The sequence below is a fragment of the Bacillus cereus group sp. BfR-BA-01524 genome, assembly GCF_022662595.1.
GTDB lineage: Bacteria > Bacillota > Bacilli > Bacillales > Bacillaceae_G > Bacillus_A > Bacillus_A thuringiensis_S.
This window is the reverse complement of the sequence record NZ_JAKUDW010000016.1, coordinates 60,828-84,632: the sequence shown is the minus strand read 5'-3', so window position 1 is coordinate 84,632 and position 23,805 is coordinate 60,828. Positions and strand designations below refer to the sequence as shown.

Below are 23,805 nucleotides of genomic sequence, written 5' to 3'. Positions count from 1 at the left end.
TCATAAAAGAATTAAGGCAAAATTAAAGGGTATGAGCCCAGTACAATACCGGGCTCATACCCTAGAGGCTGCCTAATGAAACGACCTGTCTAACTTTCGGGGGTCACTTCACAGTTGAGTGGCTTTTTAATAGTGTTTAAAAAAGACAAGGTTTTCTCAAGAGTATTTTTGAAGAATTTGCTTTCGGATACTTTCAGCCGATGTATAAGCTACTTTTCTATTTTTATATTGTTTTGAATATCTCTATGGCACTCTATTTTATAGTTACCATATATTGTGTTGATTTTAACTCCAGCTTATTTTGTAAGATTAAATCATATGGATTTTGAATCTTATTGATTTGATAGAGGTTTGTTTATATTGAATCCCTTCTAATTTAACAAAAATATTACTGAAGTCCCTGTTTTCTAAAGGAACTACGACTTCAGTGATATTTAAATAACTTTCTGTTACAGAAATATCAATTCTGTCGATTGTTATTTCTAAAAATCATATCTAAACTTAATTATTTGTGTTGTGAAAAGTATGGAATTTTATTTTTTGTCGGAAATCTAAAATTCACCTATATGAAATTCAGATTAAAAAGATGTAAAAATGAATGATGCATTGAGAGACATGAAAATCTAGAAAAAATGGGATAAATATGGGTTATAGATAAAGACTGCTAACAGATAGAAAGTTTGATTTTCAAAATTAAGCAGATTATTTTTTGTTAGCAATTTGCTCGTGTAAAATGGAATGAGAGAATAGTTTTATTCAATTAAAAGACAGGGATATTTTGATAAAAGTGCGAGTGGATTTTACAGATTTCGTTGTGTTGAAAATCCAATAGGTAAATATCAGGAACTTGAAAAACAACAAAGAAAAATAATTTCTTTATAAATTTTTCTGCTCTGTCTAAACATAAACAAATATTTTAAGCGGGAGAAGAGGATATAAAATGTCTTTTAGGGATTATGAAAAAATTTTTTCTAAGGTAATCAAAACGAAACAAATTTCTGCTGTTTTTATATCTGATTTGAGTGAGATGATACCAAAAGAGAATGAAGAAATAGATTTTATATGTGAGTCTATAGTTCAATATACACTAGTTGGTGATGCTTCGGATTCATATAATAGTGAAGAGATTAATAATTCTATTCTTTACGCCGTTGAAAAGGCAGAGATGGCTAAGGAGCCATTTATGAAATTTAGATACTATTGGCACTTATTAAATTATGAAAAGAAAAAAATGCTACCAATGAAGAAAATTTTAGAATTAATCCAAGAAGATGAATTATTGCATGAAATGTTTTATGATGAGCCTTGTTTAAAAATGAATGTAATACATTATGTTTTAAAGTACGGGAAGAACATACAGCCTATTAGGAAAATTATTTGGGATTTAGTAGTAGAATTCTTAATGAAAGATAAATCTCATTTACTTTTAATTATGTCATATGTAGTTCCTTTTATCGAAAGTGAGGGGGATTCGGAAATAAAAAATCGTTATTATGAATATATCGCGCTTTTGGTGAATGAATTTGAAGCAGAATTGCAGAAAGAGGGAAACGATAATTTCTTGGATAGGTTGTATGAAGAAGTAACAGCAGTATCTATACCAACTGTAGATGGAAATGAATTTAAAGAGCGGCAGGCTAATCTTGCATTAAGTATTGCTGAAGCTAATAAAGACCAAATGGCAAAGATTCATTATGCACAAAGGGCTTCTGTTATTTTTTCAGAAATAAACAATCAAGAAGGAGCTAGAAAGGCTTTAGCTATCCTTAGTGAATCTATTTATAAATTTGGGACAGACTCACAACAAAGAATACCTCTGAAATTAGGAAAAAAATATTTAAATGCTTTTGAAGAACAATACAAAAAGGTTTTTGAAATTTTTTCAGACCATAATGTATCACTAGAAAATCGTGTTTCTGATTTAGCGTTTCCGGTTATAAGGGATGCTGAGGTAAATGGAGAGAAAGGAACGCATCTATTTTATAGACCATTTCCTGAATTGAAAACAATTGAAAGCTCGGAAAAAACATTGAATAGCTCTATCACTAGCCAACTTCTTTCTTCTATACATTTAAGTGGTAATAAGGTAATTGGAATTGGTAAAAGGGATATAGAAGCGAAATCTCTTTGTTATTCGACTCATTTTCAATTTACTACAATTCCTGCAATGTTAGGTTTAAAGAAAGATAAAAACTTCAACTTGGGTTTTTTATTGAATTATGTACAACGTTCTGAAGTTGTAACGGATAATGACATTGTGTTTATTAAAGAGGCATTAGAACACTTCTATAATAATAAATTTATTTCATTTTTAAGTGTACTTGTACCAACAATTGAATGCTTACTAAGGAGAGTTTATGAACTATATAACGGTACGGACATTGCTACTCAACGAAAAGATAGCAATTTACAAACTACCGTGAATTTATCCGATATCCTTAAGGATGAAAAAGTGAAGCAGAATTTATCTGATGACTTTATTGGTTACTTGCAGTATTTATTAAATGATGACACTTCTTCGGAAAATATTAGAAATAATATTGCACATCGTTTAACAGATGTAGAGTTTTATAATGAAGGTCGCTCATTAATTGTTTTGCATTTGCTTTTAGTATTAACTACATATTTTTGTCGTGAGGATTGAATCATTATTAAAGAGAAAAAGAACTGCTGAAGAATTGTATCAGCAGTTCTTTTTAAAATAGTAAATATCATTAAGAGTCAGTTATCTGTTATTAGAATTCCTAAATGATTAATAATTTCTTTAAAAGTATTCCATTTAATCCCTTCTTTTACAACTTCTGAATATGGTTTATCAATTTCAATACATTTCCACATTACTATTCTTAATCTTTGTTGGATTAAATAAGAATTGAGTGTCTTTTCAAAGAAAGTGTTAAAGTTAAAATCCTTTTCACTTTGTTTCACATATAAAGTATCTACTAACATTCCATCACCAGAAAGGTTAAAAACTGCCCCCCAGTCTAACTCATGATGTAAGGGATTTACGGATTTACCGATGATTAAATCGTTGTCGGAAAATCTTATTACAGATTGAATATCATGTTTGTAGTAGTCCTCATTAAAAGGAGTTACTAGTGTAGCTGCTTCAACGTTAAGTGCTTGTGCAATGCTAAGAATGAGTTTAAATGTTGCATCTCTTTTTCCATTCTCTATTTGGCTAATGCTTGACGGACTTGCTTTGCTTAACTTAGCTAATTCTGAAATGGATAAGCCGTTTGATTTTCTTAATATTCGAATGTTTTTGCCAAGATAGCTCATAACAGTCCACCTCTATTAGTTAGTATTTCCATATTAATATAAATATCCTAATAAGGAAAGTGATTATCTAAATTAAATTTCACTAATTGGTATATTTTTTTTATTGAATAGTAAAAGATTTTAACTTATTATGTTTGTAAATGCTAATCCAGCTTGGTGGACTCTAATGTATCATTAGTTGATGTTCTATGGTGGGATTTATTTAGAAACCTCTCTTTTATTAGGATTGCCTTAAACTTTAGTAATGTTATTGATGAATTAAGGGGAAAGGTTATCAAGAAAAAGGTCAGTAATGCCATTACTCTTGATGTGGAATTATTTGGGGTTAGCAACGGAATGCTGTTTTTGTAAAAAAATGCAAACGAGAAAGTGACAGAATCAAGCGAATGTCAAATCTTAAAAATCTCCCTTTACAACTGGTTGGAAGATTAATATGATAGTTTACTTTAGAGAGTTGGTGACAAGATGGACTATGCTACATTAAAAGCTATTTCTAATATTTTAGATAAGGCTGTCCAATTAAAGGAGTACGCCAATATCTACTCTTTTACCGAGATAAATGGCTTACATTATGTAGACTTCATAGGAAGAACCGAAGGTAAAGAAAATACAACGCACAATGTAATCCATATTTATACTGCTTCTCATAAATTGCATTACTATGGTACTTGCTTTTTATTAAAGCAAAAGTACAATGATACTCCTATAAATACTATTTTAAGACAAGCGCATCAATTGAGAAGATTTTTGGACTTCCTAGATTTTTGGAATATTGATTTGTTAGAAGTCGATACAGTTACAGTTGTTGTATCCTTTGTTAGTTACTTGCGTTTATTAAAGAGTTTAAGAGCCACACCTAAGCAGGCAATTAAATGGTCATTGCTGAAAAAAGTGCCTTTGCATGAACGAGCAAAGCATTTCGGTAAAGTGTCCTCTATTGGCTTAAATTTTGAAGGGATAATGGTCCAAGATAGATTCGAAGATTTGTCCCATAATACTATAAGTGGCATTGTAGAAACAGCATGTAAGTATCTAGACTTTTTAAAAAAAGAAACCCATGAATTCGAAGATATAGACCTTACATCTATTCCGATAAAGCAAAGAGCATTCACAACTGCCATAACGGGTACAACAGGGCGAAAAACGTATGTAATAGTAGCCGATGTACACGCCATACTAAGTCAGGCTAGTTTTAGTAATCCAAACGCTTCAGCAGACCGCATTCAGTCATTATCGGAAGAAGTGATGACCGAAGAAGATATAAACAATTTCATGTCCTTGATTCTTTCAGGCGACATTCAGACAAGACTTTTGTTTTACATCTTAAAGTCTTTCGGACTTAGAAGGTCTGAGGCTAGAAACCTTCTATTTGTTTCTAAAAAGGTACCTAAAGACTTTTACCTTTGGGATATTAACAAGGCAGAGGAATGGTTAAAGAATGAGATGCATGGCGATTTATCGTACGATACCATGCTAAAAGCATGGGTTTGTAATGTAGTAAAAAGAGAGGTTAACAATTTTCAATCTCAAAATAAAACTGTTAGACCACGACTAATTCCTAACTTCTTCTCGCAGCAGGAGCTCACAAACTTATTACTTGAACATATCAAGGAAAGGCAGTTGGTAATGGAAGAGACAGGACAAGAACATGATTATTTATTTTATTCAACTTCAAATAATTCAAAGGGAGAGGCAATTACCGGGGGGACGGTTTATTCTAAGTATCGCAGTGTTATTTCTGGTTCTAAAAAAGAAGATTTTTATCTCAACTTTTCTCCACATTCATTCCGGCATTTTTTTGCAACTCACTTAATCCGAATTAAACGCAAACCCATTTACGATGTATCTAGATGGTTAGGTCATAGAGATGAAAAAACAACTAGAATAATCTACCTTCATTACTTACCTGGACAGGACGATTTGCATACAGACGACAGGGTAGGAGACATTGCTTCTACTTTCAAAAATGGTGGAAAGGTATGAATTTGATGAATACAGAGTGGATTGAAATTGAAGATTTACCTAGAAGCAAAGCCAACGAGAGCAGAAAGAAAGCGTTGAAAGGCATATTACAAAGGTTAAAAACCAAATATTCAACAGGAGATATTTGGCTGAAGACGCCTTTAGAAGAAAAAGAACCTTTCAAATGGGCTGAAATGAAGGACTTTGGATATATTTTACCTTGGGCTTTAGAAAGAGGTTTAATGCATTATCCAGAATATAGAAAAGTAATTATAGATTACTATAGTAAGTTCTCTAATAGAGTGAGTGGTTTATGTAAGGAGTTAGCCAAGCATTACCAGTTTGTCACTGAAGAGGAAGTCGAAGCATTAAAAGCGTTGCGAAAAGACTCCGAAAAAGAGTATTTTGTTAGTAGTTTTTATAAGTTGTGCGTTGTATTTGGAAAGAAATTGAAGGATGTTACAGACAAAGATGTACTAGAGAGCTGTGTAGACTGGTCGTTCAACTCGGTAGTTACTTCAAGAAATATCATACAAAAAGCAAGGTTCGCTCTTGGTTATACAACGAAAAAGCAACTCACCCATTGGTACAAAAAAAAACCGGTCGATAAAATGGTAGCTGAACATCCGCATTTTGAAACGCCTATCCGGGATTATCAAAAATATATGATAGCTGGAAGATATTCAAAAGCAACTATATCAAAGAAAAATACTACCTTATCAAATTTTCTATCATTTCTAAAAGAACAAAGTGAAATTGTACAGCTATCAAACTTCCAAAGAACGGAATTCTGGGCTTATTATAAATGGTTAAGTCTCAAGTTCGGCACATCATATACTTATGCACATGTCATTGACGCTAAGTTATTCATTGAATGGGGATTAAATGAGTACCCTGATTTCCCAAAGACTATTGACTTCCCTGAAGGTCTATCGTTAAAGCTAAATCGTGCTGTTACAGCAGAGCAAGAAAACAGTGATGGTCGTGCTTTTCCTATAGAAGGACTAGCTGAAGGGATAATTCAGGAATGTTATGCGTATGTTCCTGAAACTGAAAGGGAAGCATTATGTAAGGACTTCTGGCTAATTATCGGGTCTTGTCCTGGTCGATTTGATTTTATTCATAACCTCGCGATAGACTGCCTAAAGCCTATGTTAAATAGTGATACTTTTCTAGGGATAACGTCCACATATAGGGATAAAAGTGGCAATGTTAATGCGCAGTTCCCTTTGTTTGATGATGTTGGAATCGAAGCGATACAACGCCTTCAGAAACGATGTGATGTTAAAGGATTTAAAGCAATAACTAATCCTAATAACAATCTGAAGTATGTTCACCTTTTCCATGAAGATAATGTTAATGGTCTTCTAACAGGAACGGCTATTAGGGATTTTTTGAAACATAAAATTCTCTCACGGATAAAAGAAATTGAAGATTATAAGATTGAAAATGACGGTAAAATGTTTGAAATTGGTGCTCATGGATTTCGGCATTTTATAGCTACCTTAGTACAAGCCAAAACAAGAAATATTAAGGCAACCCAGTTTGTACTCGGGCATCATGACGAGAAAATGTCTATGCGTTACCTTAGAAGTAAAATCTCGCGTAACACTCTTCTCTACTCCATCGTTGATGGTTACGAGAAACAAGAGATTTCAGGGAAATACTATCTGAAAATCATAGAAATGTGGACTGATGAATCCATTGAAACCAGTAGAATATTTGATGATTTAAATTCGGAAATGGAACTATCAGACTTCTTAAAAAAGTACGGTCGAAAAAGAGATATGGGCTGGTGTATGTCTGAAGATAACTGTGAAACGTACTATCGCTGTTGGGGCTGTCAACATTTCCTGTTAAGAAAAGAAGAAATAGAGGAAGCTATCGGACTACTAGCACAACTTTTTCTGGAACACAGAAGTCTAGTACAGAACAGTAAACATTATACAGATGATAACCCTTTCGCAGCTTCTTCTATAAAGACACAAGCTCTAATTCAAAAAAGACTTACTGACCTGAGTTTAAGTCCAGAAATGATATGGGAGATGGTCCAATTAAAACTGTTGGGGAAAGATATCAAGGAGGCATTGTCAAATGAGAGTTTTACGCTCGCTTCAAAAGAATGAGGAACATGTTGCTACACTGAACGGAATTCCAATGAAAATGTATGAGCAAGCACACTTTACACTCGAAGAGTGGGCTGCTCTTGCACCTGCTGCATACAAGAACTGTGGATTTATGTTTACAGTTCCATTTCATGAGTGTATTCAAACTGACGTTGTAAGTTTCCTCGGAAGAGGAAAAGAATATAGAGAGCTTACAATGCAAAACTATTTGTTAAGTCTAGCTTTTGTACAAAGATGTCGATTGCCTTTAGAATACACTATGAATTTTTGGACCATGCATCAATTCCCTTTGGAGGCTATGCCTAATTTCACAATCCTTTCGGAGTTGTTTGATAAGCATTATAAAAAATGGGACCCTTTGAACGAAAATAACACAAAAAAAGCAGTAAGGAACAAAGAAGAAATTCAAAACCTTGCTTTGAGATTATGGCTTTCTGGTTACGGAGTAATTGTAGGGATTGGGCATGAACCAATAACTGACGATTTGTTAAAAGAGGTCGCAAATAAGTTTTCTGGAGTAAATAATGGAAGAAGAAAAAAGACCTTTACATTACTTGGTTACCTTCTTTCTAAGGAAGAAAGGTCTTTAGTTCAAAGAACTATGGATTTTTCGGAAAGGAAGGATGTTTTCGAGTTAGAATTGGAACTTTGGTTGGAAGAATCTCCTGCCTTTGAAACGGAACTAGCGCTCCATATAAAAGAGTATGTTTTTGGGGACCTAAAAGATAGGGTGAAAAAAGTGAAGCTTCAAACATATACGAATATTGACGGTGATTCAGAGACCATTGCTACTAAAGAGATAAGACCTGGAACTTGGAAAACCTATGCTAGCACTTTGCGTTTATTGTGTCAGAACTATCTATATCTTGGTGAAGTGCATACCATTGGAGATGTACTACAAGGTAGATTGATAGATATATTCGTTGATATGGCTGGGGATGACAGTATAAAGGACTTCTTTAAATATGTCCAAGTTGTTGATAATTGGTTTGATTTCTATGCATATCGAAACCAACTAAATATTAACAAAAAACGAATCATTCCAAATGCTGGATTAGGGACACGCGATAAACGTTTCGGGAAACACATTGATTTTAAGCAGGCAGTTAAGCTAATAGAGACTTTGCAAGATGACCAATCACCTTATCATCAAGATAATGCACTGTTTGATTTCAGACTTAGAAGATTATCGCTGCTGATACTAGAGACCGGTAAAAGGGCGCATGAGGTATGTTACTTAAAGCAAAATTGTTTAAAACAAAACAAGTACGGTGACAACTTCTTGCATTTTCATAAAACAAAAACGGGGAAAAAGCATGATGTTAAAATCTCCAGAAACGCTGTTGAATGGGTCAAGCAATTACAGGGTGTAGCTCCTACGGAGCCTATAGAAATCAAATCAGAGCTATATCCTGCAGGGGACGATTTAAGAGCTAAAAGATTGGTTGCAGGTACGCAACTTAGAGTAGTCCCTTTACTTCCGGTTTATGTTACTACATATCTCAAAGACTTACAAAAGAAGATATGGAAAGATACGCCTCCGCCAAGTGGAGGGTATTTCACAGCGCATGATTTAAGGAGAATGTACGGAACTTATTTGAAATTCAAAGGACTCTCCAATGAAGAAATCGCTAATAGGCTTGGGCATGAAAATTTGGAATCTCAATATACTTACACCCACACAGCAGGAAATGATATATTGGATGCACTTCAGGATATATCAAAACAAGGTTTGTACGGGATAAAAGCGACTATTAACGAGAACACCGTTGATTCTGTTACAGAAGACGTAAAGGTTCTTAGTGAAGAGAGCATTTTCAAAAAGTCTTCTATGGTTATTGATGTAGTGGAAGAAGAGGAAACAGCAAAAAAATTTATAGAACAACTGTTGAAGAAAACAGAAGGCCTTGATTTTCCCTCAGAACAACCTCAACCGGATGGAGAAATTCCGAAGGGATTCCCTATGAGAACACATAACTGCAACGCTCATGCGAAGGTAACTTGTTTCCACCACACATTGAAGTGTTACAAGTGTAATAAATATAGCCCTGATGAAGATATGTTACTGGAGCATAAAGCGGAGCTTGTTAGATGGAGTGTCTTTGTTCATCACCAAGAAACTTTATTAAAGAAGACCAAAGATAAAGTAGAGAAAAGGACGCTTCCGTTAAGGATAGACGATATAAAAAAAGACTTGCAACCAGAGACGTTTAAGGAGCTGTTTCGAAAGTTTAAACATCTTTCAGAAAAGGAAGCTGAAGCTGTTGAAAAAGAGGTATATCAAACTGTGAAAAAATACATCGCAAAGTATTATAGGAAGTTTCCAAGTCCAACAGCAAAGCAAATGGATGATTTTCTGAGGAGTGGTATTATCAATGGCTAAGAAACAAATTTCCCATGCAGATTTAACTCGAGGCGCTGCGAGTGCAAAAAGAACGTTTATCAGGAGAGCCCAGAAGGGGATATATCTCACTCAAAGTTTGAGCAAGGAAGAAGTTTTGCAGAAGGTAGCTTCGACGCTACAATTGACAACAAGAAGCTTATATACTGGTGACAGAAAAATATATTTAGAGGAATGGTATCAAACTCTGCTTAAAGAAATCGAAGAAATTCATGAGGATTTAAGGATTGAAAAGAATCTTTCTTCGGTAGAAGAGCTTAAAAGCCTAACTGTAGCACGATTAATGGAAGAAATTTCGAACTTGAAACAGATGTTGATGGCTTACAAAACGAAGTGCGATGAACAGGCATTAGTCATTGAAAAATTGATGAAACAAGTAGTGAAGAGACACGAAAGAGTTGAAAAAGTATAGCTGACTTCCCCGATAACAATATCTTAAATTAGCCAATACACAAAAAAGACTGGAAATTCCTTATATGTAATTTCATCTTTTACCCGGTAATACAGAAGGCATTTCATATGATGTTGAACATTTCTTTGTTTTCTTTGTTTGATAACGAGGTGCTGTGGCACCCTTTTTTATTGCGCTAATCGGTCAGCCTGACACAAATAATCTATGATGAATGAAATTTAAATAGAGAAAAAGGGGAATGGAAATGAAGCTATTTAACTTTGGAGACAAGGAAAAGTCTATCGTTTGTTATTACCAAGACGGGAAATTTTTTACACTTTTAGGAAGTTTACTGATTCAATTTAAATTTAAAGTAAACTTTTATCCTATCTGTGGGGTTTTTAGGATGGGAATTTTACTTGAGGACAGCAATATTCAAGAAGAGAACATTTCGTTGGAAATGGAGAGTTATTTTATAACGGATAAATCTTATGCTATCGCAGCCTTACCGGTTTTGGACCATCTAGAAGAAATTATAATGAAGCACGATAAGATAAAACTATTGAACCTTTTTAAAGAGGAACTGTTTCAGCTGTTAGAAACGCAACTCGATGATGTTGACTATGCACAATATCGTTTTGTTTTTTTGCCACTATAAAGAGGAGGTAGAATACATTTAGTAACGTAAACACTTGTATTTTCATCTCCTTTTGTTAGTTGGTTTAATATCATGAAGAAATTCCAGTGAGTTACGGAAACTCAGCCATTCCCTAGAATGGTGGGATTGCGTTTAATAATTTAGCACTCATTCAGCTTAATATATCTTTGTAAGTAGAAAAAAAACAAAACAAAACCGGAACTGCCCATGTTATCCCATTCGATTTAAGTAGAAAATGAAATTCAAATTATTTAAACTTCTAGCAGAATAGCCTATATAAAAAATTTTCTCGTTCATAATTATACCTGTAATATAAAATAGGAGGAACAGATATGAAGCGTAAAGTTAATCTATTAGGAACAAAGGATGAGTTGCTATATTATAGGCTCATGACAACTGAAAAAATAAAGAAAGTGGAAAGGATTAGAAATGGGAAGTTTGAATCCTTTAAAAAAAAATCTTTGGAAAGAAAGTATATAGCTGAACATGAAGTAGCTGCTTTTAAGTTTGAAACGATAACTAATGAATTAATTCTCCCTTTCACAGATTCCGTTCAAAAAGACAAAGTAGGATTTAATCAATACCTTGTTACCTGTTGGTTACCTATAATAGGATGGAGGGCTTTTAGGCTCTTCATAGCTCTTGCACAAGGCTGCCAGGAAGTAAATGATTTCTGTTTTACTACTGTTAATGCTTTAGCAGAGGAACTAAACTCTAGTGTAAATACTATACAAGTGCAACTGGATATTTTAGAGAAAAATGGATTTATTTATCGATTTTGGATATCTAACAAAACTCAGAACTGGAAAAATGAAGGTGTACTAATTAAGGTACGGAAGACCTTACATTACCTTTCTGAAGAGCAGGTTAATCAGCTGCCAAAATCCCGTCGTAAAAAACATGATGAATATATCAATAGTATAAGATTTGATATTAGAGACCTTTTTAAACTGTTTCAATGTTAGAAAATTGGTTACCCAGCCTATTATTTTCATCCCTTCAATCAATGAGTTTTTGAATGAGGAAATTATCTTGATTCTATAAAAAAATTATTCGTTTAAAATAACGGGTTCTTCTTTCGGAAGGAAAGCTATTTAATTGAGGCTAAATATCATTACAAATAGCATTAAATTAACACAATAAGGCGCAGTAAAAGGAGCATTGAATCGACATCAATGCTCTTTTTCTTGTTTAATATTATTAACATAAAGCTGTTCAGCTATTTTTTACACCCGTTCAGTGGTTACCATAAGTATCAATGGGGAGTGTTGTTATAGTGAGAATAAAGAAACATTCGATGTATATTCCATTTTTTCTTTTGTGATAAATTTCCATTATAAGTTACGAAAAGACTTGTTCCCATAGGCTCGAAGGTGTTTTTTAGATATATCATGTAATCATACATATGTGATTCAGGAAATATTTTCTTATCTTTTATTAAGGACTTTATCGGAAATAATGAATGGGAATATTACTCATTGAACAAGAAAAATTTTATTATGTATATTTCCTATCTTTATATTCTTATAGACTCTTAATATAATAGAAATAAACGGTTAGAAATACCAATTATGAGGGGAGTGATAATTATGTAAACGGATTCAGACACAAAAAACAATATCACTTTTAGGAAGAAGGGAATGTATGTCTAGTAAAGATGTGTGGCGATGGTTGCTACCTAAATTTAGTAATGAAGTTTTGGTTCAAATATACACAGAAAAAGAAATTACATTTAAGAGTGTCCGGACTAATAAAATTAAATCTATCATTAATAAAACAAATAGAAATATGCTTATTTCAAACTTGCTTGACACAAAGAATTATCCAAAATTAATGCCCTGGTCTAAAGGAATCGGGTCAAATCTACTAGAAGGATTATCGTTGGTAGATAAAGAGGTAAACGAACTAGTAAATATTGCAGAGCACAGTAATGCGGCTACGGTATTTGCAAAACTATTTTCTGAAGACCAAGAAAAAAAGGCAGTTCAATTGTATGCACTTTTAAAAGACGAACAGAGCGAATTATTAAATGTTCCGAATGAATCCATTACATTGAAATCAGAAAACACTAAATCGGACGATAAAAAACCGATGACAAAACAAAAACCAATTTCTAATGAAAAACTAAAAGAGGAAACGACGACCTCTAAAAAAGACCAAAAGAAGATACAACAACTCGAGCAAAAGGTAGACAATTTGACGAAGGAGTTGGGAAAACGTGATGAGAATCATAAGAAAAAAATAGACGAGATGAAAGAAAGCAATAAGAAAATAACTGAAAAACTAAATGAAAAAAACCGATTGTATAGCGAGTTATTGAAAGAAAACGAAGCAACGACTAACGAGTACAAGGGGGAACAAGAAAAATGGAACAAAGAAAAATCCGAGTACGAAGAAACAATAAAAACTTTGCAAGGGCAATTAAATCATTTACATGCAAAACAAATGAATGAGAAACAATTGCATGAACTAACAAAGGAAGGTTCTGATAACAAAACCACAACTGAAATGAAAGTAACTTTGAATCAAACAAATAAAACTCGAATTCTTGTAATTGGAAAACCCGTATATACAAACCAATTTGATAATGAAAAAATCGAATTTAAATTTGTAGAGGCAGGTGCTGTCCATGATTATCAATTTCCACTCGACTGTGAATCTTATTGGGTTTTATCATACGAACTCGATAATAAAGACCAATTTCTATTGAATGCAAACGATTCGTATTCACAAATCGACAAAACTAAAATTAACATTTGTAAAAATTTCAATCAAGTAAAAGAGTTATTAAACCAAAATAACAGAATAAGAGAGAGGGTTTTATAGCATGTACGGAGCAAAAAAATGGGATATTGATATTGCAGGGATTTTAGCAAATGACGGAGAGGTTTCAACAGGAAGAAGTTCTGTTATTATCAATCGAAACGACAATTTACAATTTTATATACGAATCGTTTCTACGCCGCCTGAAAGTTTCCCTAGACAAATAAGAGATGTATGTTGTTATGCAGAGGAGTTAAATAATTGGGGTTTTTATGATGATATTACTAAAAGCCACTTCGACAGAAAGCAAGCGCTTCGCGACTTTTTGAATCGCTATATTCTCTTTTTTAAAGTAGAGTTAAAAAAACCAAACGGAGCAATGGAGTATCATGTTGCAAGAGATGTAAGTATTGTTAAGAAATCTGATTCTTTTGCCCCTGGTACATTTTTGGAGCCGATTCCAATTTTTTCAGAAGAAACAACTGAGCGTACAAAAGAGGTATTTGAACAACAGTTACAGGGTAAAAAATATATAGGAGACCATAAACAAATCTCTAAGGATGATGACGTTGCTCCATCTATGATTTTATGGAAACATCAACCGGACAAGCAAGAATATACACTATACGGTTCATTTGAAAAATATGATTATGCTCATGGCGGTTTTCGATTCTATACAGCATCAGACCAAGTAAATTCTATAAATTTACAAACGGAATATGTCATGAATAGTTATGTGCATGAACAGGTTCTTTTTATGGAATCAAAACTAAACGATGAATTGCAAGATTTGCTTAAAGAACATGGGGAACCGATTGGCGGATTAGAAACACAAGATGCTTCAAAAGAACAATTATCAGATGACGAACCTGTAGAACCTGTTACACCAGAAGAACACTCTATTGGTTACAGAGAAAATGAGTTTATGGAAGCATTTCAAAATGAATGCAAACGTTTAGGACTCTATTACGACACTAAAGATTTATATAATTTCCATACTGCAATGAAAACAGGAAGTCTTGTAATTTTAGCTGGTATGAGTGGTACTGGAAAATCAAAGCTTGTCCAATGTTATGCAAATGCTGTGAAACTAAACAAGGACCAAATGTTATTTGTACCGGTTCGCCCGTTTTGGCAAGATGATGCAGATGTAATTGGGTATTTAGATACATTGCATAACGTATATCGCCCAGGAGATTCCGGTGTGATGAATATCTTAGCTCGTGCTAATGAATATGGTGAAGACTTGCATATCGTTTGCTTTGACGAAATGAATCTTGCACGCGTTGAACATTATTTCTCACAATTCTTATCGGTACTTGAGTTGGAAGAAAATAAGCGAATCTTACGTTTGTATAATGAAGAGTTTAGTGCAAGAATCTACAACCAAAATGTATTTCCACCTACTTTACGTATAGGAAGTAACGTGATTTTTGTAGGAACTGTAAATCTTGATGAATCTACATTCCAATTCTCTGATAAAGTATTAGACCGAGCAAATGTAATTACTTTAAACATGCAGCCATATTCCAATGTGCTACAAATGGAAGAACAGCGTAAACAAGAACCAATTATACCGAAGTCAGAGCCATTTACATTTGATGAATACGAAACATTCAAAAGAAAAGAACGTGAAATTTCATTACATGAAAATGAATCTAAGTTCCTCTGGGATTTGCACATTGAATTGCAAAATTGCAGTCGAAACTTGGGAATTGGATGGCGTATTATTCGTCAAATCAGCAATTTCCTAAATAACATTCCGTTAAATGCTCCTCTTAGTAGAGAAGAAGCTTTTGATATTCAGTTAGTACAACGTGTTCTAACAAAAGTTCGCGGGTCAGATGAACAATTTACTGAGTTACTTGGTCAATATAATTCAGACACAAAAACAGTAGAGAACAGTAAATTATTAGAATTATTATCTACTATGCCAAATTCTTATGAATTTAAACAAACACGAAAATTGATAGCGGAAAAAGCGAAGGAGTTACATTTATATGGTCATACCGTTTAAAGTTATTTTTCGTCAAAATCCTAATCACCATAGCGAAAAAAAAATACCTGTTACTAACTTCGTACAAGATGAAACGCTTTTGTATCGAATGGAAGATGAAAACGTACCGAAAGTTGTGGAAAACAAAGACTTATCGTTAGAATTTATTTGTGAGGATGAAACAGCCCGTCTTTATATGGATGGGTTGGATACCCTCCCAGAGCGGGATTTAGAAATTGGAGAAGACGATATTGCATATATCTCCCCTGAAATACGTCGTATATATTTATATAAAAATAGCAAGGATTCAGACAATCCGGATGGATATTATTCACTGATTCCTGGACATTATCGTATCAAGGTAGTTGTAAAAAATGTATCTTACTATTCTTGGCTCAAGGTACAGCCAAAACAAATCACAGAAGAACAATGGGTTTCAATGCGTGACGAAGTGGAAGAAACATTGAATGGATTAGCCCAAGACTTGGTAAGAAAAAATGCAAGTCTAGGAATTAATAGCTCTCTTCCTATTCCCATTCATATTCTTCGAAAGTTATATATCGTTAAAAAAGATTACTTGAAATGGATTAATTCTTTAAAAAAGATTCAAACCGACCCTCGTATGCGGATTCGTAAGGAATATAATTTAGTGCCAGAAGGAAAAGCTGGAATAGTTGATGCTACTAGTATCCGTTATCGTTCTAGGCATCCAGAAAGTAGAGATTACATTTATACACCTAAACATATTCGAAATCATAACTTATTAGAAAATCAATGGATTAAAAAAATTGTGCGTTTTATCTCGCGAGAAATGAACCAATTATTGGACTATCTCCATAGTCATAAAGAAAAAATACAACGAGAAATTAAAAGCGAACGACATTTTCATCACGATGAACACGTTGAAGTTCGATTGAAAACTAAAGTATTAGATGAATTAATAGAATATGAACGATTTGTTCGACGTGTGAGAAGTGAATGTTTGCTTGTGTTAAAAGAAGATTGGATGGAAGAAGTAGAAGAGGCACAAGTGTTGAGCATTCCTCATGTCTTGCAATTGGACTCAAGATACAGACAATTATATCAACTGTATCGCTTGTTAAAAAATGAAGAGTTATCCATTACACTTGATACCAATTACGACTACTATTGGAAACGAACATATTTATTGTATGAAATTTGGGGGTTTTTACAATTGATAGACGGATTACAACAAGAAACTGTTGGCTTTGAAGTGGTAAAGGGGTGGATTTTCGATATGAAGCCTAATTCAAAAACAATTCAAGTTCCTTTTTTAGAATCAGGAACGGCAATTGAATTTAAGAAAGAAAATATTCGATTGCGTTTGGTTTATGATGAAATCTTACCATTCTCTAAGGAAAAGACAGTTCTGGATAAACCGATTTATGCAAATGATACGCATAATCGACCGGATGCCCGAATGGATATATATGAAGATAATGAATACATTGGAACAATTATGGTTGATTTTAAATACAGACCTGTGCAAGCCATATGGACGAATGCAAAGAGAAAAAAGAATTCTGTTATGCATCAATTAATTTCTTATCGTGAAAATATGAGTTCTCCTTTCCTATATAATAATAAGTTTTCAAGTCAATGGCATATATTTAGACCAGTACATGAAGTTTGGGCAGTGTATCCGAAGCATGAGTATAATATACAGCCTAAAAATCCTATGGATAGTTACCAAGTTCGTTTAATGGAATTAACGCCATTAGAAGAAAAGAGTGGTTTCTATCTTGGAATTGCTGAAGCAATTAAAAAAGTAATAGATGATTATCATTATATTTTACAATAAGTTTAATCTCATAATATATTTTTAAAAAAGGCACCTAATTATAGGTGCTTTTTTAACGTTTTGATTTTACATATCCATTTTCTTGAGCTTCTTTTTCTGTGCAAAACCAGACAATTTTACTTGTTGCTTTATCATAAAAATATCCATCAGGAACATGATAAATCTTGCTGTTTGCATTACCTTTGATTTTCCCCTTACAATTTACGTTACTTTCCTTATTATCGTTTGAATTATTTTGAGAAGAGGTAGAGTTTGTTTTAGTGTGATTAGAGTTTGTTGAAGAACTTGTGTTCGGTGCATATACATAAGCAAATTTATATACCATTTTGTCCTTTTGAAATAAATTTACATTATAAGTTGTAAAAAAACTTGTTCCGACAAGCTCGAAGGAGTTTTTAAGATATACCATGTATTCATACATTTGTGTTCTTCACACAGCAGTAGACGCTTATAATAAAGGATTTAAAATTGTTGTTTATGAAAAGGCAGTTGCATCTTTTAATGCGCAAGGGCATGAATTTGCACTTGGACATTTTAAATCTTGTTTACATGCAGAAGTGAAATGAAAAAGAGGCCTTTAAAAAGGTCTCTTTTTTGCGTTTAAACTGAGACGATATTTTGCTCAATTAATTTTTTTATGAATGGGCTAATATTTTGTGGTAGCTCATTTAAATTAAAAAATTGTACATGTAATGATTCGACTCCATCAGCTTTTAGCAAGCCACCTGTAATATCTTTGCAAAGGTAAGCGATTGTTATAGGGTAAAATTCATCTCCGTTCGGTAATTTCATAAAAAATTCTTTACCTGAAAATACAGTTGCTAGCTGAAGTGTACCAATTTCAATTCCTGTTTCTTCAAGTACTTCTCGCCTTCCAGCTTCTTCTATAGATTCACCAAGTTCCACAAAACCTCCTGGAACGCCCCACATGCCATGTCGCCTTTGTTGTAGTAGTATTTGTCCTTGTTCATTGAAAACAGCTACCGCAACGCCTGCTAAATTAAGCGGTCTTGATCCAACAACTTCTCTTAGTTCTTCAATATATCCCATTGCTTGTAACCTCCGTGAGTAATAATATTTTCAAATGAACTATTCGATATTATGTAAATGTTTTCCTTTTGTTAGGGTGGGTAGTGTAGTCTTAAAGTAAAGTCATAAAAAAATTCAATTGCTAGCTCCCTTTAGGTTATGAAAAAGGGTATATTTATAGAAGAATGTCTAATGAATTTTAAAAATATAGCAGCTTTGTATAGAATTTTTATTAGTTAAGGAAGTGGATGGATGAGTTTATTAACGTATACTGAAGAATTTTTTAATTATGTAAGGGAGTTTTTACTTTTAAGATTTTTACTATTTGCTTTAGTTTTAATCATTATTTCGTTTGTAATAAACCGTATTATTGATTGGTTTTTTAGGAAATCAAGCTTTTTTGATGAAGAGGTAGAGCAGACGATTCAAAGTGTAATTCGATCTATTTTTAGATATATCATTATCATCAGTCTTATCATATATTTAATTAGCCAATTTGTAGATATAAAAAGTATTATTGCAGGTGCAGGGATAGCTGGAGTTGTCATCGGTTTTGCAGCACAACAGATGCTAAAAGATGTTATATTAGGCTTTGCAAGATTAGCGGACAAAGAGTTTCGAGTTGGTGATTTTGTAACTTTTAACGGAACAAATTCAGGAACTATTGAAGAGATTAGTATTCGTTTTATGCAAATACGTGAATGGTCAGGAAAACTACTTACCATCCCGCACGGAGAGATTAGAACGATACAAAATTTTAATAAAGGATGGATGCGTGTAATTGAACGCATCACGGTAAGTTATCAGGAAGATCCAACAAGAGTGAAGGAATTGTTAGAAGAAGTATGTGTTATATGCAATGAAAAATTGGATCAAACTCTTTATAGAGTAGAGGATGACGCTGTTGAACCATTTAAATACGTCGGTGTTACAGACTTAAATCCTAACCTGAAATATGTTGGCTATGAATTTTGTATTACAGGTTTAATAAAGCCAGAAGATTATTTTGAAACTTCTAGACAAGTAAGATTTGAATTAATGTCTATGTTTCATAAGAATCAAGTGCAAATGCCAGCAGCGAATATGGTTGTTACTACTGAAAGTTTACAGCATATCCATGGTGGACAATCTTTATCGGACAGCTAAAGTAGGATCGTTTGTTAACAAAAATTTTGCTTCCAACATTGGATAGAATAACAATAATAAAATGATTGATATAAAGAAAGGGCTGAAGGGATTCGGTTCTTTTTTTATTTATAGAATTTAGAAATTTCTTAATGTTATAATTGTAGTTGGTGATGAGAATGAACTTTGAAGAAAAAGAGATGCATCGTTTAGAAGCATTAAAAGAAATTGCTGAATTATTAAATGAAGCAACAAACTTACAGGATATGTTAGAAAAAGTATTGCATACATTGTTACAAGTTATGAATTTACAAACAGGGTGGATCTTCTTTATTGATGAAAGTGGAAAGCACCGTATGCTTGTAGACGAAAATTTACCACCAGCTCTTACGTGGCAAGAGAAGAAGCCGATGTGTGAAGGGGACTGTTGGTGTGTAGAACGTTTTGTGAATGGGAGATTGGAAAAAGCGACTAATATTATTGAATGTAAGCGAATAGAAGATGCAATTGAATGTAATTGGGGAGAGACAGAAGATGTTACACATCATGCGACAATTCCACTTAGGTCTGGATCAGAAAAATTTGGTCTACTAAATGTGGCTGCACCTCATAAGACTCATTTTTCAGAGGAAGAGTTAGCGTTATTAGAATCAATTGCATTTCAAATTGGAACGACAATACAACGTATTCAATTAGTTGAGAAAGAACGTAAATATGTAGTGGTAGCGGAAAGAAATCGACTTGCACGTGATTTACATGATTCAGTAAAACAATTGCTATTTTCTATTATGCTAACAGCGAAAGGTACTCTGAATATGACGCAAGATAGAGAATTGCAAGAGATGTTAAGTTATATTGGGGAATTATCACAAGAAGCATTACAAGAGATGACTCTATTAATTTGGCAATTAAGACCTGAAGGATTAGAGAAAGGGTTAGCAGAAGCAATTCAAAATTACGGGAAGTTATTAGGAGTTCAAGTGGAAGTTCGAATTGATGGGATGGTTTCAATTGGGGATGAAATAGAAGAAGTTTTATGGCGTATTAGCCAAGAGGCGCTACATAATTGTAAAAAGCATGCTTCGTGTGAAAAGGTACATGTTCTTTTGAAAATAGAAAATAACCAGTTACATTTTTACATAGAAGATAATGGAATAGGATTTATACAAGAGCAAGTAAGGGAGTCAGCACTTGGCCTGAAAAGTATGAAGGAACGTATTCAGTTAATGAAGGGATCGTTTCAAATTATAACAGAGCTGAGAAAGGGAACAAAAATAGAAATTCAATTGCCGATTTGAAGGGGAGAATAAGATTGAAGATTAAATTGCTACTAGTTGAGGATCATCATATCGTTCGAAGAGGACTTGTATTCTTTTTGAAAACGAGAGAAGAATTTGAAATTATTGGGGAAGCGGAAAATGGCGAAGAGGCATTACATTTCGTGCAAAAAGAAAGACCGGATGTCGTACTAATGGATGTATCGATGCCGAAAATGGATGGAATTGAGGCAACAAAACGTCTAAAGCAATACGATGAGACGATAAAGGTACTTATATTAAGTAGTTTTTCAGAGCAAGATTATGTTATACCAGCACTTGAAGCTGGAGCAGATGGTTATCAATTAAAAGAAGTACAACCTGAGCAACTTGTGGCTTCTATTATTGCAGTACATCAAGGAAATGCGAATTTTCACCCGAAAGTAACACCTGCATTAATGGGGCGTTCTGCAGTAAAGAAGGAAATAGAAAATCCTTTTTCAATGTTAACGAAAAGAGAGCAAGAGGTACTTCGCGAAATTGCGAAAGGAAGAAGCAATAAGGAGATTGCAGCAGAACTTCATATTACAGAACAAACTGTGAAAACACACGTTTCAAACGTTTTAGCTAAATTGGAAGTGGATGATCGTACGCAAGCCGCATTATACGCAGTGAAACATGGGGAGAATTATTCATAAGTATGAATAATTCTGTTATATCGTATGACAGAATACATAGGAGCGATTAAAATTTATTGTAATCCCTAATATAGGTTTTTCTTCTTTCAATAATTAGGTACAATAAAGTGAAACTCTAATCAGTGGGGGACCATCCCCACTGATTATTAGTTAAACTAATCGGTTTTTACAGGATAAAGCTACGATGGAAGAGGAGGATATGCTATGCCTGGTACAAGAAGTGGGATTGGAAAGATTCAGGCTTCGTTAAATGGTTTATCACCAAAATTGCGAAGTATTGCCGAACATATTTTGAAACATCCACAAGATGTTGTACATAAATCTATTACAGAATTAGCTGAAGTTACGAATAGTTCCGAAGCTACGATATTCCGCTTATGTAAACACCTTGGTTTGCAAGGTTTTCAAGATTTAAAGATTACATTAGCTCGTGAAATTGTACATACACCGATGCAAAATATTCATGAAGAGGTATCAGCAGAAGATAGTATGGTAACTGTTGCTAAAAAAGTTTTTCATTCGCATATTACAGGACTGCAAGATACTTTACATTTGCTAAATGAAACAGCACTTGAGCAGGCTGTACGAGCCTTGCAAGAAGCAAGTCGAATTGAGTTTTATGGAAATGGTGGCTCTGGTATTATTGCGATGGATGCGTATCATAAGTTTATGAGAACGGGTATTTCTTGTATCGCTCATACTGATTCACATTTTCAAATTATGGGAGCAGGTTTACTCTCGGGAAATTCAGTTGTTATTGGCATTTCTCATTCTGGTAGCAATAAAGGATTACTTGAAGCGTTAGAAGTAGCGAAAGCAAGAGGGGCCAAAATTATTGCGATTACGAGCTATAAGAAATCAGCATTAAGTCAACTTGCTGATATAACGTTATATACATCAACACGTGAGACTGAATTCCGCACAGAAGCAAGTTCATCACGATTAGCACAGTTAAGTTTATTAGATACTTTGTATGTAGGGGTGTCGCTGCAGCGACAAGAGGAAACTCTAAAAAATTTACAAAGTATACGTGAAACGATTTCGATGAAGCGAATATAAAAAAGCTCTTCAAATGAAGAGCTTTCAGACTGTAGACCAATTATTTTTGGAGAGTTCAAATGCTAAAAATAGTTTGTCTCTTATTTTATGGATAATTTATCCAATGCTATTTATATGTAGTGCTTTCTATACTATAAGTGAGGAAGGTGTCTTATGAAAATATCCGTTTATGTTGCAAGTGCATTTAGCAAGGATCATAAAGGCGGAAATAAAGCAGGAGTGGTATTTATTGAGAATACAAATACATTGACCACTACTCAAAAAATGACAATAGCCAAACAATTGGGTTATGCGGAAACCGCATTTATATCAGAATCTGAAATTGCTGATTATAAATTTGAGTATTTTACACCAAAAGAAGAAGTTGATTTATGTGGTCATGCCACAATTGGCTCTTTTGCGATACTGATGCATTTAAATAAACTTTTCAGGAATCGCTATACGATTGAAACGAACAGCGGTGTTCTTACTATTACCATAAAAGATGACATCATATTCATGGAACAAAATAAACCGATATTCTATGATGTTGTATCTCCAAACGAGTTCATCGACTGTTTTGACATTAAAGATATAGACAATAAATACCCAATTCAAATTGTCTCCACGGGCTTAAAAGATATTTTAATTCCTATAAAAAGCGAAACACAATTACATGCACTGCAACCTAATTTTGAAAAAATTAAAGAAATCAGCAAGTATTATAATGTTGTCGGGATGCATCTATATACTTTTAATGACAATCGAATTATATGCAGAAATTTTGCTCCACTATACGACATTAATGAAGAAGCAGCGACTGGAACTTCAAACGGTGCATTAGCTTGCTACCTTTATGAACAGCACTATTTGCAAAAAGAAGTCTATGTATTTGAACAAGGTTATTCTTTACACTCGCCTTCCGAAATATTAGTTAAATTAGCAACCAATAGCAAGAATAAAATAGAAAAAGTTTATGTTGGCGGCAAAGGCTATTACTGTGAAACTAAGTGTTTAAATGTAGAAAATGTTGAGTGAAGAGCTTTTTTATCGATGAGAAGTTTGTTAATTTATTTTCTTTTAGAAATGTATGACTTACTTATAAGCAGTGATAAACTCTCATTTTTAAAAATCTAAAATAAAAACCGATTTATGTAATAATTCAAATGTTGTTCATAATTTCACAATTTGTTTATGAAGTATCATGTTATGATGAACATGTAATGATGATTGAACACTTAAATTTGGTACGGTAACT

General features: G+C 33.5%; 18 protein-coding genes and 1 pseudogene. 16 read left to right on the top strand and 3 right to left on the bottom strand.

The genetic code is table 11. The annotated features are described in order from the left end of the window. The first annotated feature begins 940 nt into the window (after positions 1-940). On the top strand, positions 941-2,644 hold the full coding sequence (locus tag MR170_RS08110; RefSeq protein WP_242307921.1) for a DUF4209 domain-containing protein: 1,704 nt from the start codon (positions 941-943) through the stop codon (positions 2,642-2,644). A gap of 77 nt (positions 2,645-2,721) precedes the next feature. Here the strand turns inward: MR170_RS08110 and MR170_RS08105 are convergent, their stop codons facing one another. Next, positions 2,722-3,282 carry a helix-turn-helix domain-containing protein gene (locus MR170_RS08105; protein ID WP_242307918.1) on the bottom strand — a complete coding sequence of 187 codons (561 nt, stop codon included), beginning with the start codon at positions 3,280-3,282 and terminating at the stop codon, positions 2,722-2,724. Positions 3,283-3,747: 465 nt separating this feature from the next. On the opposite strand from MR170_RS08105, the gene MR170_RS08100 reads away from it, so the two are divergent. From MR170_RS08100 to MR170_RS08060, 9 genes are all read left to right on the top strand, one after another. Beyond that, positions 3,748-5,265 carry a tyrosine-type recombinase/integrase gene (locus MR170_RS08100; protein ID WP_242307916.1) on the top strand — a complete coding sequence of 506 codons (1,518 nt, stop codon included), beginning with the start codon at positions 3,748-3,750 and terminating at the stop codon, positions 5,263-5,265. Continuing rightward, positions 5,262-7,370 carry a hypothetical protein gene (locus tag MR170_RS08095; protein ID WP_242307915.1) on the top strand — a complete coding sequence of 703 codons (2,109 nt, stop codon included), beginning with the start codon at positions 5,262-5,264 and terminating at the stop codon, positions 7,368-7,370. The genes MR170_RS08100 and MR170_RS08095 overlap by 4 nt, the downstream gene beginning before the upstream one ends. Continuing rightward, positions 7,339-9,753, top strand: a complete 2,415-nt coding sequence (locus tag MR170_RS08090; protein ID WP_242307914.1) for a tyrosine-type recombinase/integrase — start codon at positions 7,339-7,341, stop codon at positions 9,751-9,753. Before MR170_RS08095 ends, MR170_RS08090 begins: the two co-directional genes overlap by 32 nt. After that, positions 9,746-10,183 carry a hypothetical protein gene (locus MR170_RS08085; RefSeq protein WP_242307913.1) on the top strand — a complete coding sequence of 146 codons (438 nt, stop codon included), beginning with the start codon at positions 9,746-9,748 and terminating at the stop codon, positions 10,181-10,183. Before MR170_RS08090 ends, MR170_RS08085 begins: the two co-directional genes overlap by 8 nt. A 244-nt stretch (positions 10,184-10,427) precedes the next feature. Continuing rightward, positions 10,428-10,820 carry a hypothetical protein gene (locus MR170_RS08080; protein ID WP_242307912.1) on the top strand — a complete coding sequence of 131 codons (393 nt, stop codon included), beginning with the start codon at positions 10,428-10,430 and terminating at the stop codon, positions 10,818-10,820. Between the two features lie 332 nt (positions 10,821-11,152). Beyond that, positions 11,153-11,785 carry a helix-turn-helix domain-containing protein gene (locus tag MR170_RS08075; RefSeq protein WP_242307911.1) on the top strand — a complete coding sequence of 211 codons (633 nt, stop codon included), beginning with the start codon at positions 11,153-11,155 and terminating at the stop codon, positions 11,783-11,785. Between the two features lie 679 nt (positions 11,786-12,464). Beyond that, positions 12,465-13,646 (top strand): hypothetical protein, encoded by a 1,182-nt coding sequence (locus MR170_RS08070; protein ID WP_242307910.1) that lies wholly within the window; start codon positions 12,465-12,467, stop codon positions 13,644-13,646. A 1-nt stretch (position 13,647) separates the two neighbouring features. Further along, positions 13,648-15,600, top strand: coding sequence for an McrB family protein (locus MR170_RS08065; RefSeq protein WP_242307909.1), 1,953 nt, complete (start codon positions 13,648-13,650; stop codon positions 15,598-15,600). Continuing rightward, positions 15,584-17,401 carry a DUF2357 domain-containing protein gene (locus tag MR170_RS08060; protein WP_242307907.1) on the top strand — a complete coding sequence of 606 codons (1,818 nt, stop codon included), beginning with the start codon at positions 15,584-15,586 and terminating at the stop codon, positions 17,399-17,401. The genes MR170_RS08065 and MR170_RS08060 overlap by 17 nt, the downstream gene beginning before the upstream one ends. A 52-nt stretch (positions 17,402-17,453) precedes the next feature. Here the strand turns inward: MR170_RS08060 and MR170_RS08055 are convergent, their stop codons facing one another. Further along, on the bottom strand, positions 17,454-17,726 hold the full coding sequence (locus tag MR170_RS08055) for a sunset domain-containing protein (RefSeq protein WP_242307905.1): 273 nt from the start codon (positions 17,724-17,726) through the stop codon (positions 17,454-17,456). 94 nt (positions 17,727-17,820) lie between these two features. Here MR170_RS08055 and MR170_RS08050 point away from each other — a divergent pair. After that, positions 17,821-17,967: pseudogene (locus MR170_RS08050) on the top strand (isochorismatase family protein); the annotation flags it as partial. Positions 17,968-18,001: 34 nt separating this feature from the next. Here the strand turns inward: MR170_RS08050 and MR170_RS08045 are convergent. After that, complete coding sequence (locus MR170_RS08045; protein ID WP_242307903.1) at positions 18,002-18,451, bottom strand: NUDIX hydrolase; 450 nt, start codon at positions 18,449-18,451, stop codon at positions 18,002-18,004. Positions 18,452-18,682: 231 nt separating this feature from the next. On the opposite strand from MR170_RS08045, the gene MR170_RS08040 reads away from it, so the two are divergent. The 5 genes from MR170_RS08040 to MR170_RS08020 all read left to right on the top strand — a co-directional run bounded on the left by MR170_RS08040 (position 18,683) and on the right by MR170_RS08020 (position 23,585). Continuing rightward, the gene (locus tag MR170_RS08040; RefSeq protein ID WP_016081774.1) at positions 18,683-19,576 is read left to right on the top strand and encodes a mechanosensitive ion channel family protein; all 894 of its coding nucleotides are present in this window, start codon (positions 18,683-18,685) and stop codon (positions 19,574-19,576) included. 158 nt (positions 19,577-19,734) lie between these two features. Then, the gene (gene casK / locus MR170_RS08035) at positions 19,735-20,853 is read left to right on the top strand and encodes a two-component system sensor histidine kinase CasK (protein WP_029442220.1); all 1,119 of its coding nucleotides are present in this window, start codon (positions 19,735-19,737) and stop codon (positions 20,851-20,853) included. A 14-nt stretch (positions 20,854-20,867) separates the two neighbouring features. After that, entirely contained in the window at positions 20,868-21,509 is a 642-nt protein-coding gene (gene casR / locus MR170_RS08030; protein WP_016081772.1) for a two-component system response regulator CasR, read from the top strand. 204 nt (positions 21,510-21,713) lie between these two features. After that, on the top strand, positions 21,714-22,568 hold the full coding sequence (locus MR170_RS08025) for a MurR/RpiR family transcriptional regulator (RefSeq protein ID WP_242307901.1): 855 nt from the start codon (positions 21,714-21,716) through the stop codon (positions 22,566-22,568). A gap of 153 nt (positions 22,569-22,721) precedes the next feature. Next, a complete protein-coding gene (locus MR170_RS08020; RefSeq protein WP_029442223.1) occupies positions 22,722-23,585 on the top strand; it encodes a PhzF family phenazine biosynthesis protein in 864 nt (287 codons plus the stop codon). The last annotated feature ends 220 nt before the right edge of the window (positions 23,586-23,805 follow it).